Source organism: Flavobacterium sp., from assembly GCF_043760115.1.
Classification (GTDB): domain Bacteria; phylum Bacteroidota; class Bacteroidia; order Flavobacteriales; family Flavobacteriaceae; genus Flavobacterium.
Map to the genome: position 1 here is coordinate 1 of NZ_JAYUPK010000167.1, position 18,916 is coordinate 18,916.

18 protein-coding genes are annotated in these 18,916 nt (G+C 28.8%); 10 read left to right on the top strand and 8 right to left on the bottom strand.

Annotated features, from left to right (window positions below; all coding sequences use genetic code 11):
- The 3 genes from ACH2BC_RS14015 to ACH2BC_RS14025 form a co-directional block, all read right to left on the bottom strand.
- Positions 1 to 1,272, bottom strand: a 1,272-nt coding sequence (locus ACH2BC_RS14015) for a saccharopine dehydrogenase family protein (RefSeq protein ID WP_395054704.1), incomplete at its 3' end; no start/stop codon positions are given.
- Between the two features lie 121 nt (positions 1,273 to 1,393).
- Positions 1,394 to 1,720, bottom strand: a complete 327-nt coding sequence (locus ACH2BC_RS14020) for a hypothetical protein (protein WP_395054706.1) — start codon at positions 1,718 to 1,720, stop codon at positions 1,394 to 1,396.
- Between the two features lie 11 nt (positions 1,721 to 1,731).
- Positions 1,732 to 2,493 carry a DUF3108 domain-containing protein gene (locus ACH2BC_RS14025; protein ID WP_395054708.1) on the bottom strand — a complete coding sequence of 254 codons (762 nt, stop codon included), beginning with the start codon at positions 2,491 to 2,493 and terminating at the stop codon, positions 1,732 to 1,734.
- Positions 2,494 to 2,616: 123 nt separating this feature from the next.
- Between ACH2BC_RS14025 and ACH2BC_RS14030 the strand changes: the two genes are divergently transcribed.
- Together ACH2BC_RS14030 and pckA are read left to right on the top strand one after the other, a co-directional pair.
- Positions 2,617 to 3,003 carry a DUF423 domain-containing protein gene (locus tag ACH2BC_RS14030; RefSeq protein ID WP_395054710.1) on the top strand — a complete coding sequence of 129 codons (387 nt, stop codon included), beginning with the start codon at positions 2,617 to 2,619 and terminating at the stop codon, positions 3,001 to 3,003.
- 80 nt (positions 3,004 to 3,083) lie between these two features.
- Positions 3,084 to 4,709 carry a phosphoenolpyruvate carboxykinase (ATP) gene (gene pckA / locus ACH2BC_RS14035; RefSeq protein ID WP_395054712.1) on the top strand — a complete coding sequence of 542 codons (1,626 nt, stop codon included), beginning with the start codon at positions 3,084 to 3,086 and terminating at the stop codon, positions 4,707 to 4,709.
- Positions 4,710 to 4,766: 57 nt separating this feature from the next.
- Here the strand turns inward: pckA and ACH2BC_RS14040 are convergent, their stop codons facing one another.
- From ACH2BC_RS14040 to ACH2BC_RS14050, 3 genes are all read right to left on the bottom strand, one after another.
- Positions 4,767 to 6,755 (bottom strand): O-antigen ligase family protein, encoded by a 1,989-nt coding sequence (locus ACH2BC_RS14040; protein ID WP_395054714.1) that lies wholly within the window; start codon positions 6,753 to 6,755, stop codon positions 4,767 to 4,769.
- A gap of 95 nt (positions 6,756 to 6,850) precedes the next feature.
- Positions 6,851 to 7,600 (bottom strand): uroporphyrinogen-III synthase, encoded by a 750-nt coding sequence (locus tag ACH2BC_RS14045; RefSeq protein ID WP_395054752.1) that lies wholly within the window; start codon positions 7,598 to 7,600, stop codon positions 6,851 to 6,853.
- Between the two features lie 14 nt (positions 7,601 to 7,614).
- The gene (locus ACH2BC_RS14050; RefSeq protein ID WP_395054716.1) at positions 7,615 to 8,280 is read right to left on the bottom strand and encodes a DUF4271 domain-containing protein; all 666 of its coding nucleotides are present in this window, start codon (positions 8,278 to 8,280) and stop codon (positions 7,615 to 7,617) included.
- Between the two features lie 104 nt (positions 8,281 to 8,384).
- On the opposite strand from ACH2BC_RS14050, the gene ACH2BC_RS14055 reads away from it, so the two are divergent.
- The 5 genes from ACH2BC_RS14055 to ACH2BC_RS14075 all read left to right on the top strand — a co-directional run bounded on the left by ACH2BC_RS14055 (position 8,385) and on the right by ACH2BC_RS14075 (position 14,956).
- On the top strand, positions 8,385 to 9,110 hold the full coding sequence (locus ACH2BC_RS14055; protein WP_395054718.1) for a polyprenol monophosphomannose synthase: 726 nt from the start codon (positions 8,385 to 8,387) through the stop codon (positions 9,108 to 9,110).
- 12 nt (positions 9,111 to 9,122) lie between these two features.
- The gene (locus ACH2BC_RS14060; protein WP_395054720.1) at positions 9,123 to 10,463 is read left to right on the top strand and encodes a dihydroorotase; all 1,341 of its coding nucleotides are present in this window, start codon (positions 9,123 to 9,125) and stop codon (positions 10,461 to 10,463) included.
- A gap of 30 nt (positions 10,464 to 10,493) precedes the next feature.
- Complete coding sequence (locus ACH2BC_RS14065) at positions 10,494 to 10,871, top strand: DUF4296 domain-containing protein (protein WP_395054722.1); 378 nt, start codon at positions 10,494 to 10,496, stop codon at positions 10,869 to 10,871.
- An 81-nt stretch (positions 10,872 to 10,952) separates the two neighbouring features.
- Positions 10,953 to 14,126 (top strand): leucine--tRNA ligase, encoded by a 3,174-nt coding sequence (locus tag ACH2BC_RS14070; RefSeq protein ID WP_395054724.1) that lies wholly within the window; start codon positions 10,953 to 10,955, stop codon positions 14,124 to 14,126.
- Between the two features lie 146 nt (positions 14,127 to 14,272).
- Positions 14,273 to 14,956: a zinc metallopeptidase gene (locus ACH2BC_RS14075; RefSeq protein ID WP_395054726.1), complete on the top strand. Its 684-nt coding sequence runs from the start codon at positions 14,273 to 14,275 to the stop codon at positions 14,954 to 14,956.
- Positions 14,957 to 15,024: 68 nt separating this feature from the next.
- On the opposite strand, the gene ACH2BC_RS14080 is transcribed toward ACH2BC_RS14075, so the two are convergent.
- Together ACH2BC_RS14080 and ACH2BC_RS14085 are read right to left on the bottom strand one after the other, a co-directional pair.
- Positions 15,025 to 15,762, bottom strand: a complete 738-nt coding sequence (locus ACH2BC_RS14080) for a tol-pal system YbgF family protein (protein WP_395054728.1) — start codon at positions 15,760 to 15,762, stop codon at positions 15,025 to 15,027.
- Positions 15,763 to 15,764: 2 nt separating this feature from the next.
- The gene (locus ACH2BC_RS14085; protein WP_395054730.1) at positions 15,765 to 16,346 is read right to left on the bottom strand and encodes an RNA polymerase sigma factor; all 582 of its coding nucleotides are present in this window, start codon (positions 16,344 to 16,346) and stop codon (positions 15,765 to 15,767) included.
- A 255-nt stretch (positions 16,347 to 16,601) separates the two neighbouring features.
- On the opposite strand from ACH2BC_RS14085, the gene ACH2BC_RS14090 reads away from it, so the two are divergent.
- From ACH2BC_RS14090 to ACH2BC_RS14100, 3 genes are all read left to right on the top strand, one after another.
- On the top strand, positions 16,602 to 17,048 hold the full coding sequence (locus tag ACH2BC_RS14090; protein ID WP_395054732.1) for a hypothetical protein: 447 nt from the start codon (positions 16,602 to 16,604) through the stop codon (positions 17,046 to 17,048).
- A gap of 82 nt (positions 17,049 to 17,130) precedes the next feature.
- On the top strand, positions 17,131 to 18,117 hold the full coding sequence (locus tag ACH2BC_RS14095) for a hypothetical protein (protein ID WP_395054734.1): 987 nt from the start codon (positions 17,131 to 17,133) through the stop codon (positions 18,115 to 18,117).
- A gap of 87 nt (positions 18,118 to 18,204) precedes the next feature.
- On the top strand, positions 18,205 to 18,909 hold the full coding sequence (locus ACH2BC_RS14100) for a LytR/AlgR family response regulator transcription factor (RefSeq protein WP_395054736.1): 705 nt from the start codon (positions 18,205 to 18,207) through the stop codon (positions 18,907 to 18,909).
- The last annotated feature ends 7 nt before the right edge of the window (positions 18,910 to 18,916 follow it).

The window sequence follows — 18,916 nt, forward strand, 5'->3', positions numbered from 1 at the left end:
GACTTCTTCGCGAATTGGCAATTGCACTCCAGGTGTTTTTATGTTACCGTTTAATATTTGTAATGTTGCCATTGCTACTGGTAAGCCAACGGTTTTTGCCCTTGCTGTATAGGTTTGATCGTCGCCAATGCAAACCATTTTAGAATCTATTTGGTATTGATTTCCGTTTAGTTCGTAGCCAAATTTATGGTACATTACAATCATGTCTTTGTCGTGTGGTTGTAAAGTCCATTTGTCTGACAAGATTTTTTCTAGAATTTGTGCTGGTGTAGCATTTTTTAATCCTACAATTTTATTAGCGTTGAATAAATCTAGTTCTAAAAGTTTGTCCCACATTATATCATCTTGCTCAATTCCAAGTGACATTCTGGTTTTAATTTCTACAGAATCGGTTGGCGAATAAGGCAAAAATAAATTTACAAAATCGCGGTACGACATGGTTTCTGAATTGTCTAAAACATAAGTATCATCTGTCATTCCAAGTTGTACAAACATATTCCAAGCTTTAGAATATCCTACTCTTCTAATAGTTCCACGATAAAGCGTTAAAATATCGTCAAGTCCATAAACACTTCTGTATTTTAACGAATCTCGGTTGGCGTAACCTTCAAATCGTCCGTAACCTTCTACTTCTAGAAATTCTGTACGGCGAAATAATTTATGGTACGGAATGTATTTATATTTTCCTTCTTGAATAAACTTGGCTGCGCCACCTTGACCTGCAAGAACTACATTTCTTGGTGCCCAAGTAAATTTATAATTCCAAAGATTAGTGTCAGATTCTGGAGCTACAAGTCCGCCACAAAAAGATTCAAACAGAATTAATTTTCCGCCTTTGTCTTTTATTTCGTCTATAATTTTCATTGCACTCATGTGATCAATTCCTGGATCTAAACCAATTTCGTTCATAAAAACGAGACCATTTTCTTTTGCTGCTGCATCTAATTCTTGCATTGCATCAGAAACATAAGATGCTGTAACCATGTGTTTTTTATAAACTAAACAATCTTTGGCAACTTCAATATGCATGTGCGCTGGAAGCATTGAAATTACAATATCTGCTTTTTCAATTTCAACTTTTCTTTGACTTTCATTAAAAATATCTAGAGCAATTGCTGTAGCATTGGGATGATTTTTAGTTTTTCTTTGTGCCAATTCTAAAGACAAATCGCCAATTGTAAGATGTAAATTTTGCTCAACAGATTTATTTAAAAGATATTGAATTAAAGAAGAAGCTGATCTTCCTGCTCCAATTATTAGTATGTTTCTCATGATAGTTTTATAAACGATGCAAATGTATGAATTTGGAATAATTTTTATAGAATTTTTAATAAAAACAAAAAAGTTCTTACCCAATGGCAAGAACTTTTAAAGTATCTTTAACAAATATTTTTTATTCTAAATCATTTTCTAACTCTTCTAAATCTTTTTTATCTTCTTCTTTAGATTCTATTTTTGTGTTTTCAAATTGTACATCTTTTTCAACTACATCTTTTATTAAAAATTCTTTTCCAATTATACTAATTGAAGCTAAACCACAAATGATAAGTAATAATTTTACTAATTTCTTCTGCAAGAAATTTGATTTTTTATAGGTTATAAATCCAAATAATAATGCAACTCCAACTGGCAATAATCCAAGTGTTCCTAAAGGCAAAAAGACAAATACTATACTTAAAATTGTAAAAATAGCTGTGATAATTAAAAAAAATCTTCTCATAATTTTATAAATTAAATTCCTGTTGCTGATGTTAATGTTAATTCGCCTGTGCCAACCGGAATGCTAAATTTCATTAAAGCTGGTACTTTTTTATCATCGGCAGTTAGCCAAATTAAATTTTTATCTGTTCCTTTTAAAACTTTAGTTTTGGCTGCAATTGCTATTTTGTAACATTCTTTTTTACCTAAATTTCCAGCAGAAACCGTTTCTTTACCTATATATTTTAAAGTTACTGGAATTTCTTTTTCGTCAAAAACTATTGTAAATGATTTGGTTTGTCCAGCTTTTAAAGTTTTAAAATCTAATGTTCTTACTTTATACAACAATGAAACTACATCTTGAGTTGAACCACCAATTGTAAAAGTTTTAGTAGTTTCTGGCATTTTCTTTCTTTTAGAAGTACTTGTTACAGTAGTTCCTTTTATTACATATTTCTCTTTTTTAGTATATCCACCTTCGTCGATACTTCTTTTATATAAACTTGGTTTTAAAGTTATCGGATTTACATAAGACTCATATAAATCTCTAATTTTAAAGAATTTATCCCATTTACTGTAGGTTGATAATTCGCAAGTTAGATGCAAATACTCGTTTTTAGCAGTTTTCATTGTTTCTGTAGATAAAGTAACTTGAGCCAATTGCGTCATTAAACCACTCATATTATATGAACCTGCAAAAACAAGTTTTTCTCCAGATGGAATTGTATAATTATTATCGGCTTTAAACGAACATAATAATAATGTTGTTATAAAAAATAGTACTATTTTTTTCATTGTTTTCAAATTTGTTGCAAATATAAAATTTATAAATTGTTAAAATTAAAAAGTTGCTTACAATTGCTTTTTTAATTCAATATATAACTGATAAATTTGTTTATTATTTTATAAAACAATCAAATGGATAAAAAAATTCTTTTTACAGCAAGTTTATTAGGAGTTATTGCAATTGTACTTGGAGCTTTTGGCGCACATTCGCTAAAAGAAGTTTTAACTCTAGAACAATTAAATACGTTTGAAACTGGTGTGAAATATCAAATGTATCATGCTTTATTTTTATTGTTTCTTGGAATTAATGCTTCTGTTACCGAAAAAATAAAAAAATATGTTTTTAGACTAATCTTGCTAGGCGTTTTATTGTTCTCGGGTTCTATATATTTACTTGCAACAATGACTGTAACTAATATTAATTTTAAAGTTATTGGAATACTTACACCAATTGGTGGTTTACTATTAATATTGGGCTGGACGATTTTTGGAATACAATTTTTACAGAAGAAGTCATAAATTTTTAATAAACTACAACGTTGTAATAATAAATTTTTACCTTTGCTAAAGTTTTAATAAGCAATACTATTTACAATTTTATGGAGAACTACGCCCAAATTACGAAATCGATTTCGCTTGAAGAATATGGAATTACTAATGCTCAAGAAATTATTCATAATCCTTCGTATGAATTTTTATATAATGAAGAATTAAATTCATCTTTAAATGGATTTGAAAAAGGACAATTATCAGAACTTGGTGCTGTAAACGTTATGACTGGTGAATTTACTGGAAGATCGCCAAAGGATAAATATATAGTTGAAGATGCCATTACAAAAGATACTATTTGGTGGAATAATACCAAAGCTCCAAACGATAATAATCCTATTTCTCAAAACACTTGGAACGCATTAAAAGAAACTTCTGTTAAACAACTTTCTGGAAAACGTTTGTTTGTTGTAGATGCTTTTTGTGGAGCAAACGAAAATACTAGATTAAAAGTTCGTTTTATTATGGAAGTTGCATGGCAAGCACATTTTGTAAAAAATATGTTCATTCGTCCAACGGAAGAAGAATTAGAAAATTTTGGTGAACCAGATTTTGTTGTAATGAACGCTTCTAAAACAGAGTTTAAAGATTTTGCTTCTCATAATTTAAATTCTGATGTTTATATTGCTTTTAATCTTACAGAGAAAATGCAATTAATTGGCGGAACTTGGTATGGCGGAGAAATGAAAAAAGGTTTGTTCTCTATGATGAATTATTATTTACCATTACAAGGAATTGCATCAATGCATTGTTCTGCCAATAAAGGAAAAGATGGCGATGTTGCTGTTTTCTTCGGACTTTCAGGAACAGGAAAAACTACACTCTCTACAGATCCAAAGCGTGAATTAATTGGAGATGATGAACATGGTTGGGATAATGATGGCGTTTTTAACTTTGAAGGTGGATGTTATGCAAAAACTATAGATTTAAGTAAAGAAAACGAACCAGATATTTATGGCGCAATTAAAAAAGATGCCTTATTAGAAAATGTAACTTTAGATACCAACGGAAAAATAGATTTTCACGATACTTCAGTTACCCAAAACACAAGAGTTTCTTATCCTATAAATCACATTCATAATATTGTAAAACCAGTTTCTAAAGCTGGTCATGCAAATAAAGTTATATTTTTAACAGCAGATGCATTTGGAGTAATGCCGCCAGTTTCTAAGTTAACTCCAGAGCAAACTAAATATTATTTTCTTTCAGGTTTTACTGCTAAACTTGCAGGAACAGAACGTGGTGTTACTGAACCAACGCCAACATTTTCTGCTTGTTTTGGAAAAGCATTTTTATCACTTCATCCTACTAAATATGGCGAAGAATTGGTTAAAAAAATGGAGCAACACAAAGCAACAGCTTATATGGTAAATACAGGTTGGAACGGAACTGGAAAAAGAATTTCTATAAAAGATACTAGAGCAATTATAGATGCTATTCTTGATGGATCAATTGAAAATGCAACAACTAAAATTATTCCAACATTTAATTTTGTAGTTCCTACTTCTTTAAATAATGTAAATGATGAAATTTTAGATCCAAGAGATACGTATGCTGATGCTTCACAGTGGAATGATAAAGCTACAAATTTAGCAGGATTATTTATTAAAAATTTCGTTCAATATACTGATAATAATGAAGGACAAAATCTTGTAAAAGCTGGTCCGCAATTATAAAAAATATTCCAACTAAACTAACGAAAAGAGTCAAGCTAAATTTAGTTTGACTCTTTTTTATTTGTTTATATCTAATGTTTTTAAATAGCTTTCGAAATTCATTTTACTGTTTTTAGAATCTAAATATAACTGCAACAATTTTACGCTTGTTGTTACTTCTTTAACTAAATAATCTCCCAAATTTTTATTAGTATTTAACTTTAAAAAAGTATTTATTTTATTATTTAGAATTGGAATTAAATAGGTTTTATATTTTATGTTTTTGGTTTTGGGATTTACATTATCTATGGTTAAAAATGCTTTTTCAAATTCTTTTTTATTGAAATATAAAGCTGCCAAATTTAGTTTAGCTTCATCAAAGTTTTTAGAAATTTTTAAAGCAGATTGGTACAAAACAATTGCTTCTTCAGATTTTCCGTTGGCTTGATAAACACTTGCCATATTGTTGATTACATAAATATTATATGGATTTAATTGATGTGCTGTATAAAAACAATCTTCGCTTTCTTGAATTCTTTTTTCATTAAAATGACCAATTCCTTCATACCACGAAATCGGAATTGAAGCATTGTCTAGTTTATAAAAATAGTTTTGTGCTTTTTTAGATTCTATAATAACTCTACTCCAATTTTTATCATTTCTTGCTGTGTACATTTTGGCTGTATGAAGTTCGCCATTAAACCTGTTATAAGAAACTAATAAAGAATATGCAATTGGAATTATTAAAAATATCAGAATAATTTTATTGCTTTTACCAACTGAATTTTGATTTTTTGATAAATAATATTTTGAAGTAGTAATTGCAAATAATGTCATTAATAAAACCTGATGTTCTATTCTTTCATATGGAAAATCGAAAAATGAAATTACCATATATCCAACAATTCCAGAAAACAAATAGTAATACTTTGTTTTTTCTGAAATATTTACTGTGTTTTTTATCAAATAAAATAATTGATAAAATACAATTCCAAATAGTAAAAGATAAGTTAATAATCCTAAAATTCCTGTTTCGCAAAGTATCCAAATAAAATCATTGTGTGGTCGTTGCAAAGTTGTTTCGCCATTTACAACATCGTCTAAATCTTGAAAATTATCTAATCCATTTTTAGGAAAAATTAGTTGCCAATTTCCTAATCCAACTCCAAAAAGCCAATGTTCTTTAAAAATTTCAATCGAATTTTTCCAAAATAGAACTCTTGTTTTTAAAGTTTCCGAATCTAATAATCTGTAAAAATATTGATCTAAATATCCATCAGAATTAGTAGTTTTTACATTTTGCTTTTCTAAAAAATAATAAAATCCACAAAATGCTGTAAACAAAAATGAAGCTATACTAATTATTAAATATTTCAATTTAATTTTATATTTTTCAACTAATCTAAATGTAATTAATAAAATAAAAAACAAGATACACGCAATTAAAACTACTCTCGTTCTAACAAGTATTAAAACAAAAAAAGTAGCAAATAATGTACTAATAGAAATGTATTTTATTTTTTTGTTTTCGCTTAATCCTAAAAATAAAAAAGGAATACAAAGAAATAAAATGGATGATAATAAATTTTTATTAGCAAAATTTCCGGTGATTAATTCAATTTGAGAAGTTAAATGCTGACCTCGAATTGTTTTTTCAATTATTTGAATAAAAGCAGTAATATTGGCTATTATAGCAAAAAATACAACTGAAATTATAATCTTACTATTAGAAATAACTTTGTTAATAAGCAAAATACTTGTTATAAAAAAGAAGGAAAAAATCAATATAAGTTTAGCCAAAAAAGCGTGACTTTCTGAAACTACATTTGCTTGTTTAAATGAAAAAAAATTTAAAAGTAAAAAGCCAAAAAAAGCAATGTATATTTTATTTTTATATGGAATAACTTCAAGTTTTGCACTTTTTATAACTACTAATAAAATAAAAATAAAGATTCCAAGATATAGTTGTCTCGGAATTAAAACAAAATCAATAAGATTATTAAAATAAATTAAAGGCAAAAGAATAAAAAAAGCTAAGTATAATTTTTCAATAGATTTGCTTTCCATAATTTGATTTAAAGTAATTCAAATATAGCATTTTTTGAATAAAAAAAAGTCACACAATTAAGTATGACTTTCTGTATATTTTAAAATCTAATTTTTTATTTTCCTTTATTTGCTTCAGCAACATATTTTTCTAAAGCCATTGTCATTGAAGGCGTTTCAGGTGTTGGAGCAAGAATATCTATTCTCAATCCGTGTTCTAATGCTTCTTTTTGAGTTGTGCTTCCAAAAACTGCTATTCTTGTTTCGTTTTGTTTAAAATCTGGAAAGTTTTTGAACAAAGATTTAATTCCGGTTGGGCTAAAAAATGCTAAAACATCATAATAAACATTTGCCAAATCTGACAAATCGCTCATAACTGTTTTATAAAAAATGGCTTGTGTCCAGTTTACTTTCATATTATTTAAAGTAATTGGTGCATCTGCATTCAATTGATCTGACGCTGGAAGTAAGTATTTTTCTTCTTTATATTTTTTGAAAAGCGTACTCATATCGGCAAAATCTTTTTGTCCAACATAAATTTTACGTTTTCTATAAACAACATATTTTTGAAGATAATAAGCAATAGCTTCCGATTGACAAAAATATTTTAAATCTTCTGGAACTTTATAGCGCATTTCATCTGCAACTCTAAAAAAGTGATCTACTGCATTTTTACTAGTTAAAATTATAGCTGTAAAATTATTTAAATCAATTTTTTGAGCTCTAATATCTTTAGCACTAACGCCTTCTACGTGAATAAAAGAACGAAAATCAATTTTTACCTTATATTTTTGTTGTAAATCAAAATAAGGCGAATTCTCCACTTTTGGTTCTGGTTGTGACACCAAGATTGTTTTCACTTTCAAGTTTGACATTTAAGCTAATTTTTTTTAATCAAATAATATATGAAATAGTATGGTGCAATTTCAAGAGTGCAAAGATACAAAATAAAATAAAACAACTTACTAATTAGCAAGTTTTGATAAATTCGTAAAGAAATGAAATACCCAAGCACGTTTATTATCAATACTATAGCAATTATAGTTAAAATTAGAGAATTTGTAGAATAACTACTATAATATAAAATAATTGAAACTGGCAATAATAGCAATCCAATGTACGTTCTAAAGTTAACTTTTTGCAAATTAAAACTTTCAATTAGTTCTTCAATTCCAAAAATAGTTGCAATAATTTTTTCAAGTAAAAACTTAGACAATATAAAAACCATTAATAATGTAAAAATTCTAACAAAAAGTGTCCAATCTAATTTAGATCCATAATCAAAATGATCTAAAACTAATTGTAAAAAAAAGGTTAATGAAATTAAATTTACAATAAATAATAAAATAGTAAAACCACTCATTAAATGACTGCTGTCTCTATAAATTTTTAAATATTTATCAGAAATTAAAAGTCTAACAAAGTCGTTAAACCTATTTTCAAAAGATGTTTTGGCAATTACAACTAAAGCCAAAGCTAGTACAAACACAATAGTTGCCCAATCTTTACTTTCTACTAATCTCGGATTTAATTCTAATAAAATCATTGGTGCAAAATTACTAATTTTTATTTGTTACATAGTATTATAATATTATTAAGATTATAGAGTTATAAAATCTGTATTTTTGCAACTAATATTTTAACATATATATGAACTGCGGTATTGTAATTATTCCAACTTATAACGAAATTGAAAACATTGAAAGCATTGTTAGAGCAACGTTTTCGCTTCATAAACCGTTTCATATTTTAATAGTTGATGATAATTCGCCAGACAAAACAGCAGATAAAGTTGTAGAACTTCAAAAAGAATTTAAAGATAAATTATTTATTGAAGTACGAACTAAAAAATCTGGACTTGGCACTGCGTATGTTCACGGATTTAAATGGGCTTTGGCAAGAGATTACGAATTTATTTATGAAATGGATGCCGACTTTTCACACAATCCAAACGATTTAGAAAAATTATACGATGCTTGTCATTTTGCTGGAGCAGATATTGCAATAGGTTCAAGATACGTAACTGGCGTAAACGTAGTAAACTGGCCATTAAGCAGAGTTTTACTATCCTATTTTGCTTCGGTTTATGTTAGATTAATTACAGGAATGAAAATTATGGATGCCACAGCAGGATTTATTTGTTACAACAGAAAAGTGTTACAAGCCATAAATCTTGACAAGATAAAATTTATTGGTTATGCTTTTCAAATAGAAATGAAATATAGAGTTTTTGCTAAAAATTTTATCATTCAAGAAGTTCCAGTAATATTTACAGACAGAACTAAAGGTCAATCAAAAATGAGTAGTTCTATTATTAAAGAAGCCATTTTTGGAGTAATATCATTAAGAATAAAAAAACTTTTCAATAGATTATAAAAATACCAAACAATGAATACCGTTTTAATAAAGAATGCAAAGATTGTAAATGAAGGAGTGATAATTGAAGGCGATGTGTTAATTGAAAACGAATTTATAGTTGAAATTGCCGAACGTATTTCTCCAAAAACTCCAAATTGCAAAATTATTGATGCCGAAGGAAATTATTTAATTCCTGGAGCAATTGATGATCAGGTTCATTTTCGTGAACCAGGATTAACCCACAAAGGCGATATTGAAAGCGAATCTAAAGCTGCAATCGCTGGCGGAATTACTTCGTTTATAGAACAGCCAAACACAGTTCCAAACGCAATTACCCAAGAATTACTAGAAGATAAATATGTAATTGCATCTCAAAAATCGTATGCCAATTATTCATTTATGATGGGCGGAACAAATGATAATCTTGAGGAAATTTTAAAAACTAATCCTAAAAATGTTGCCGGAATTAAACTTTTTCTAGGTTCATCAACAGGAAACATGTTGGTTGATAATGAAGAATCATTAGAAAAAATATTTTCAAGTACTAAAATGTTAATTGCTGTGCATTGTGAAGATGAAGCAACGATAAAAGCCAATTTAGAAAAATATAAAGAAGAATATGGCGATGACATTCCTGTTACCGTTCATCATTTAATTCGAAGTGAAGAAGCGTGTTATATTTCATCATCAAAAGCTATTGAACTTGCTAAAAAAACTGGTGCTAGATTACACGTTTTTCATCTTTCTACAGCAAAAGAAATGGAATTATTTACCAATAAAATTCCGTTAGAAGAAAAGCAAATTACTGCCGAAGTATGCATACATCATCTTTGGTTTACCAATGAAGACTATGCAACCAAAGGAAATTTTATAAAATGGAATCCTGCTGTAAAAACTCTTGCAGATAAAGAAGCGCTTTGGAATGCACTTTTAAATGATACAATTGATGTTATTGCAACCGATCATGCTCCACACACATTAGAAGAAAAATCTCAAAAATATTTAAATGCTCCTTCTGGCGGACCATTAGTGCAACACGCAGTTGTAGCCATGTTTGAAGCGCATTTGCAAGGAAAAATTTCTATAGAAAAAATTGTAGAAAAAATGTGTCACAATCCTGCAATTATTTTTAAAATAGAAAAAAGAGGTTTTATAAAAGAAGGTTTTTATGCTGATTTGGTAATTGTAAATCCGGCAAAACCTTGGAGTGTAATGAAAGAAAATATACTTTATAAATGTGGTTGGTCACCATTTGAAGGAACTAATTTTAAATCAAGAATTTCTCATACTTTTGTAAACGGACAATTGGTTTATGAAAATGCCAAAGTAAAAGAAATAAAAGCTGGTAAAAGATTACTATTTAATAGATAAATTTCTAGTTAATATAAATTCAAATTTAGAATGAAAAAAATAGTTATAGTTTTAATTACACTATTATTTATTACAATTAGTTGTAAAAAAGACATTGTAAAAGAGCCAAAAATTCTAGTAGAAAGAGATGTTATGGTAAATATTATTTATGATTTATCTATTCTTGAAGCCATGAAATCTCAAACAATGGGAGTTCAAAATAGTTATCCAAAAGCAACTTTGTTTATTAAAAAAAAATACAAAATAGATAGTTTAACTTTCGCACAAAACACGCAATATTATGCTCAAGATATTAAAGAGTATAAAAAAATGTACGAAGAAGTAAAAGAACGATTACTTGCAGATAGTGAAAAAGCAAATGGTGGAAAAAAACAACCAGTAGACTTAGAAGAAGGAATTGTAAAATAAATTTTCTTCATTTATAAATAAATTTTAGAGTTTAGCTTTCGCAAATGCTGAACACAGTTAAAAATAATAGCATCTTTAGGAATGAAATATAATCCAACCGAAATAGACGCCAAATGGCAAAAACATTGGGCGCAAAATCAAACATTTGCTGCAAGTAATACGTCAATCAAACCAAAATATTATGTATTAGATATGTTTCCATATCCTTCTGGTGCAGGTTTACATGTTGGTCATCCGTTAGGTTATATTGCTTCAGATATTGTTGCTCGATACAAACGCCATCAAGGATTTAATGTTTTGCATCCGCAAGGTTACGATTCATTTGGACTTCCAGCAGAACAATATGCTATTCAAACTGGGCAACATCCAGATACAACTACCAAAGAAAACATTGCTCGTTACAGAGAACAACTTGATAAAATAGGTTTTTCTTTTGATTGGTCAAGAGAAGTTCGTACTTCTAATGCTGATTATTACAAACATACACAATGGATTTTTATACAATTATTTAATTCTTGGTACAATAAAAAAACAGACAAAGCAGAAGATATTTCAACATTAATTACAATTTTTGAAATGGCTGGAAATGCTACAGTTCAAGCCGTTTGTGATGATGATATTGAACTATTTTTTCCATCAGATTGGAGCTTTTATTCTGATGAGAAAAAACAAGAAATACTTTTAAAATACAGATTAACCTATTTAGCAGAAACCGAAGTTAATTGGTGTTCAGCTTTAGGAACAGTTTTGGCCAATGACGAAATTGTAAATGGCGTTTCAGAACGTGGCGGACACACGGTAATTCGTAAAAAAATGACACAATGGTCCATGCGAATTTCTGCTTATGCAGAACGACTTTTACAAGGTTTAGATACAATTGATTGGAGTGAATCAATTAAAGAAAGTCAAAGAAACTGGATTGGAAAATCAGTTGGAGCAATGGTTTCATTCACTTTAAAACCCACAACTCAAAACCCACAACTCACAACAGTTTCTGTATTTACAACTCGACCAGACACAATATTCGGCGTAACATTCATGACTTTGGCACCAGAACATCCATTGGTTCAAGAAATTACAACGCCAGAACAAAAAGCTGCGGTTGATACTTACATAGAATCGACATCTAAAAGATCTGAAAGAGAACGAATGGCAGATGTAAAAACAATTTCTGGAGTTTTTACTGGTGCTTATGCCGAACATCCTTTTACAAAAGAACCAATTCCTGTTTGGATTGGCGACTATGTTTTGGCAGGTTATGGAACTGGAGCTGTAATGGCTGTTCCTTGTGGCGATGAAAGAGATTATGCGTTTGCCAATTTCTTTAATGGTCAAAATGGAATGCCAGAAATAAAAAATATTTTTGTTTTAAATTCTCCTCCTTTGGAGGAGTGTCCGAAGGACGAGGTGGAAAATTCTCCTCCTTTGGAGGAGTGTCCGAAGGACGAGGTGGCTTTCGCTTATTCAGATAAAATAGGTTTTACATTACAAAATTCCGATTTTTTAAACGAATTAAATTACAAGCAAGCCACAAAAAAAGCAATAGAAGAATTAGAAAAAATTAATCAAGGAAACGGAAAAACAAATTACCGCTTGCGTGATGCAGTTTTTTCTCGTCAAAGATATTGGGGTGAACCTTTCCCAGTGTATTATGTAAATGGATTGCCTCAAATGATAGATGCAAAATATTTACCAATAGTTCTTCCAGAAGTAGACAACTATTTACCAACAGAAGATGGACAACCACCATTAGGAAACGCAACATGTTGGGCTTGGGATGTTGAAAAGTTGTGTGTTGTGAGTTGTGAGTTACTAGATAACGTTAAAGTTTTTCCTTTAGAATTAAACACAATGCCAGGTTGGGCAGGAAGTTCTTGGTATTGGTTTCGTTATATGGATGCACACAACGAAAAGGATTTTGCAAGCCAAGAAGCCATAAAATATTGGGAAAATGTAGATTTATATATTGGTGGAAGCGAACACGCAACAGGACATTTACTGTATTCTAGATTTTGGAATAAATTTTTAAAAGACATTGGCTACGCACCAACCGAAGAACCTTTTAAGAAATTGATTAATCAAGGTATGATTTTGGGAAATAGTGCTTTTATGTATAAAATTGGTTATACCGTATCAACTTTTCTTGGAGAAATGGAAATAACAGAAATTGATAAAAATAATATTAAAATTCTTAGAGAGAAATGTAAAATATTTAAAAATATAATTATTTCAAAAGGAATTAAAGAAATATATTCAAAAACTTATTACGTAAAACCAAAAAATGATGAACAAAATGAAAGTAATAATTTAATAAAAAATATTGCTAAAATGATTTATGAAAGGACTAATATTTATAATGATATTATCAAATTGAATTTAGTTGACAAAGTAATTATTGGTCATTTACATAATGCGAAATTCTACAAAGGCTATATTGATATCTCATTAATCAATGAAGTAACTAATGAACTAGATATTGAAAAATTCAAAAATCATCCGTTATATTCTGATTATAAAGATGCTGAATTTATAAACGAAGAAAACGGAAAATACATAGTCGGTCGCGAAGTAGAAAAAATGTCCAAATCCAAATACAATGTAGTAAATCCAGACAATATTTGTAATGAATATGGTGCAGATACATTACGATTATACGAAATGTTTTTAGGTCCATTAGAGCAATCTAAACCTTGGAATACTGCTGGAATTACAGGAGTTTTTGGTTTCCTTAAAAAATTATGGCGTTTGTACTTTGATGACAATGGTTTGATAGTTTCTAACGATGAACCATCAAGTGAAATGTATAAATCAATACACAAAACCATCAAAAAAGTTACCGAAGATATTGATAATTTTTCGTTCAACACATCGGTTTCTCAGTTTATGATTTGTGTAAACGAACTTGCTACATTAAAGTGTCATCACAGAAAAATTCTTGAACCACTTGCTATAATTATTTCGCCGTATGCACCTCATATTGCAGAAGAACTTTGGCATTCTCTAGGAAATTCAACTTCAATAAGTACAGTTGCTTTTCCAGTTTTTGACGCAAAATTTTTAGTAGAATCTGAAAAAGAATATCCAGTTTCATTTAACGGAAAAATGCGTTACACCATAACTTTACCTTTAGATTTAACCAAAGAACAAATTGAAGAAATTATTATGGCAGACGAAAGAACCATTAAACAACTAGAAGGAAAAACGCCTAACAAAGTAATAATTGTTCCTGGAAAAATTATAAATCTGGTAGGATAACTATTTAAATCTAAAATTAAAATATCAAAATGGTTTAGCATAAGTTAAACCATTTTTTATTGCCAAAATGTCATTTATTAAAATTGGAATGTAAATTGCTGTTTATTTCATAACTTTATAGTTGTAAATTTTAAAATTAAAAAATTATGGGAATGAGTTATATGGTTTTAGCTGGAGTAATTATGCTTGCAAGTTGGTTGGTTAGCAGTCGATTGAAAAGCAAGTTCGAACATTATTCTAAACTTCAATTACAAAACGGAATGTCTGGAGCAGAAATTGCCGAAAAAATGCTCGCAGATAACGGAATTACTAATGTAAGCGTAATTTCAACACCAGGACAATTAACAGATCATTACAATCCAGCAGATAGAACTGTAAACCTAAGCGAATCAGTTTACAATCAAAGAAACGCTGCTGCAGCTGCAGTTGCTGCTCACGAATGTGGTCACGCTGTGCAACACGCAGTTGGTTATCAATGGTTAACAATGCGTTCTAAATTGGTTCCTGTTGTTTCAGTAGTTTCTAATTATATTCAATGGATTTTACTTGGTGGAATTTTAATGATTAGAGTTTTTCCAGCTTTGTTGTTGGTAGGAATTGTAATTTTTGCTGCCACTACTCTTTTTTCAATTGTAACATTGCCTGTAGAATATGATGCAAGTAACAGAGCTTTAGCATGGTTAAAAAATAAAAATATGCTAAATCCTGCTGAATATGCTGGCGCAGAAGATTCATTAAAATGGGCAGCAAGAACTTATGTTGTTGCGGCACTTGGTTCTATTGGAACATTGTTATACTATATTTCTATTTTTATGAGTAGAAGAAATTAATTTTTAGCAAATTGTAAAAAAATCCGTCAAGAAAATATTTTTTTGACGGATTTTATTTTTGATGCAGTTTATAATTTCTTCAATAATTTTTGTGCTTTTTCATAATCATCAGCATCTTCTGGTAATTCAGTTATAATTTTTTTACATTCATCATATTTCTTTTGTTTCAATTTAGAAAGTGCCAAACTCCAAGTTGCTTTATCTTTATAAATAGATTTTCCCATTCTTAATTTTACAAATACAACTTCGGCTTCTAGAATTCTGTTGTCTTCTAGCAATGAAATCCCATAAAAATATTCTACTTCTGGACGTTGATAGTCTTTTAAAACTGCTTCAAAAAGTGGAATTGCTTTTTTATAATCTTTGGCATTAAAAGCTTCTTGTGCTAATTTTAAATTTTTAATAATGCCGCCACGTTCTGTAAAATTGGCTTCTTCAAATTGGTTGTAATCATTATAATTTGGAGTTCCGTTTTGCATAAAAAATACAACTCCTAAAAATAATGCAATTGAAGCAGCAACAGCATATTGCCATGTTCTAAAAGAAATAACTTTAGATTTATTTTTAGTTTCAGATGCAATATCAGAACCAAAATTACTTTTAGAAATTGATTTTAAATTGTCTTTAAACGAAGCTGTTTCTGATGAAAATTTAGTTTCTAATAATTGTGTAGTTTCTTTATATAACTGAAAACTTTCATTAAATTGAGAATCATTTTGCAACTTTTGCTCAAATAAAAGTTTGTCTTCGTTAGACATTTCCTCATTTAAATAACTTTCAAAGCTTAGGTATTGTTCTTCGTTCATGACTATAATTTTATAGATTTAAATCGGCTAGATTGTTGAATTAATTCAGTTAATTGTCCTGTGCAAATAGACTTTTTTTTGCGAACATAACCATAAGTAACATTCAATTTTTCTGCAACTTCTTCCATAGTTTTTGTAACAAAACTAAGTTTAAGTACTTCTTGACATTTTTCTCCAAGTTTTAAAAACATTTCGTCAAATAACGATTGCTTTTCATCAAAAACTTCGGTTTGAAATGTCATTTCTTGAATGTTTTCATCTATAGATACGGTTTCATCATTAATTGTTACCTCTTTATTAGAAGATTTTTTTAATTCGTTTAACCATCTTCGTTTGCATAACAGAAAAAAATAAGCATCGAACGGACAAGTTAATTGTAATCCTTTCACTTTTGCCTGATTGTAAATTGCAATCAACACTTCTTGAACTACATCTTGCGCTGCATCATCATTTCCACTATTGGTTCTAATGTAGTTTTTAACTTTTGGAACAAACTTTACATATATAGATTGTATAACATTAGAATTATTTTGCAACAATCCATCAATATACATTTGATCTGGATGCGTATTTTTTTCAGTCATAACTTCCTTATTTATTGGCTAATGTAGAGAAAATCAATAACAATATCAATTGCAATGTCAAGATTCAATTATATAGGCACATTTTATTTTAATTAAATAGGTAACAATTTTAAAAGTTAATTGATATAAGAATATAACGTTCTAAAAATTAGTTTTTAAAAATCTGAAAATAAAAATAAAAAAATAGGGTAACAAATTTAAACACTAATTGATATACTAACAGAACACAAAATCAAATTTAAAATCTTAGAAATCATGAACAAATCAATTTTAACATTAGCAATAGTAGCACTTACATTTTCAACAATTAATGCTACAGAAGTAACAACAACTTCAAACACATTAGAAACTTCAACATCTTTATCTAGAGATCAAATTACAGAGGTTTATGATTGGCAAGTAACTACAAATTTAGGTACTTATTCTGGAACTTCATTATCAAGTGAAGAAGCTCAAAAAATGATAACATTAGTAAGTACAGGTGAAATTATTTTATCAAAAAAAGTAGAAAGCTTTTATCAAGTAAAAGAAGAAATTGCCAACAACAAATTAAGACTTTATTTTTGGGAAGTTACAACCAATAGTGGTTCTGCCAAAGGTTTTTCAAGCTCAGAAAGTCAAGCTAAAAGAATTATAGAATTAGTATGCGCAGGCGATGTTTTAACTTATAAAATTATTCAAAGTGCCGATTTTGACAAATAATTAAAAAACAAGGTAACAAATTGTAACCTAAATTGATATACTAATATAAAACAATAAATAACAAATTTAAATCTTAGAAATTATGAAAACAAATTTTAAAAAAATCTCGCTTTTAGTTTTAGCTTCAATAGCTTTAACAAGTTGTTCTAACGATGATGAAAACAACCAAAACACAGTTCCAACAGCAGCAGCATTTGCAGCAATTAGAGACAATGCTCTAAACAATATTACTCAAAATTTTACACTTCTTGCTGATGGCGGTTCTACTACATTTACTAGTACAAAAGGAGTTCAAATTACAATTAATGAAAGTTGTTTAACTAAAAATGGAAATCCTGTAACTGGAACAATAAATGTAGAATATGTAGAAGTTTTTGACAGCGGAACAATGCTTGTTACAGACAAAACTACAATGGGAAAAATGCCAAATGGAGATATGACATTAATTGTTTCTGGTGGTGAATTTTATATAAATGCTACACAAGGTGGAGTTGATTTAGGCATAACTTGTCCGATGCAATTAATAATTCCATCAACATTAACTGGTGGTGCAGACAATACTATGACTTTATGGGATGGAATACTAGACGAAGATGGAAATTTAGATTGGAACAGACAACCAGATAATCCTGCTCAAGGTCAAAATGGTGTTTTTGTAGAAGGAACAGCTCCAAATGCTCCATATTTTGCTTTCTTTAATGCTTTTGGATGGACTAATGTAGATAAGTTTTATAGTGATCCGAGACCAAGAACATTAATACTATCTGAAGCTCCAAGTGGTTATAACTTTGACAACAGTGCCATTTATTTACATTACGATGGTGAAGATAATTCACTTGCAAAATTAGACACTTTTAACCCAACTACAAATCAATTTTCTGAACATTATGGACAAATTCCAATAGGATTACAATGTCATGTAATATTTGCAACTGAAGAAGCTGGACAATGGAGATATGCTATAAAACCTGCAACTATAACCGCTAATGCAGTATACACTTTTACATTAGCAGAAACAACGTTAGGAACAGAAGCACAACTTGTAGCAGCAATAAATGCTTTACCATAAATAATAATAAGTAGGTTAGATTAGTTTTTTGTGAAAAAGTGATGGCAAGTTCATCACTTTTTCTTATTTTTAAAAATTATATTAAATATGATACTAAAAACCCTACTAGTTGATGATGAAGATCTAAACCTAAAAAATTTAGAAATTTTACTCATAGAAAACTTTCCAGAAATTGAAATTCTTGGGAAATTTCAAAATGCCAAAGACGCAAAATTTTATATTGAAAAAAATAAAATTGATTTATTGTTTTTAGACATTTCCATGCCATTAGAAAATGGTTTCGATTTATTAAATTACTTTCCATCAAGAGATTTTCAAGTAATATTTGTTACTGCTCACGAAGAATATGCAATTAATGCAATTAAAATTGGCGCATTAGATTATATATTAAAACCACTATTGATTTCTGAATTAAAGCAAGCCATAAATAAAGTATTAGAAATATATAAACCAAATGAAACTGCAAATACATTTAAAAAACTAACGCTGAATTATGAAGGCGGAAAATCAATATTAGAATATAATGAAATACTATATTTAAAAGGATTTGATAATATAACAACTTTATATTTAAGTAAAAACAGAAAAATTACGGTAGCAAAAACCTTAAAATACTTTGAAGAAATTCTAGAAAATGATTTTTTTAGAATACATAAATCGTTTATAGTAAATGTAAAATATATTACAAAAGTATTGGCTAAAGAAACCTATTTTATAGAACTTTTTGAAGGAACACAATTACCAGTTTCTAGAAGAAATTATAAAAACTTAAATGCTATTTTAAAGAAATAATTGCGTT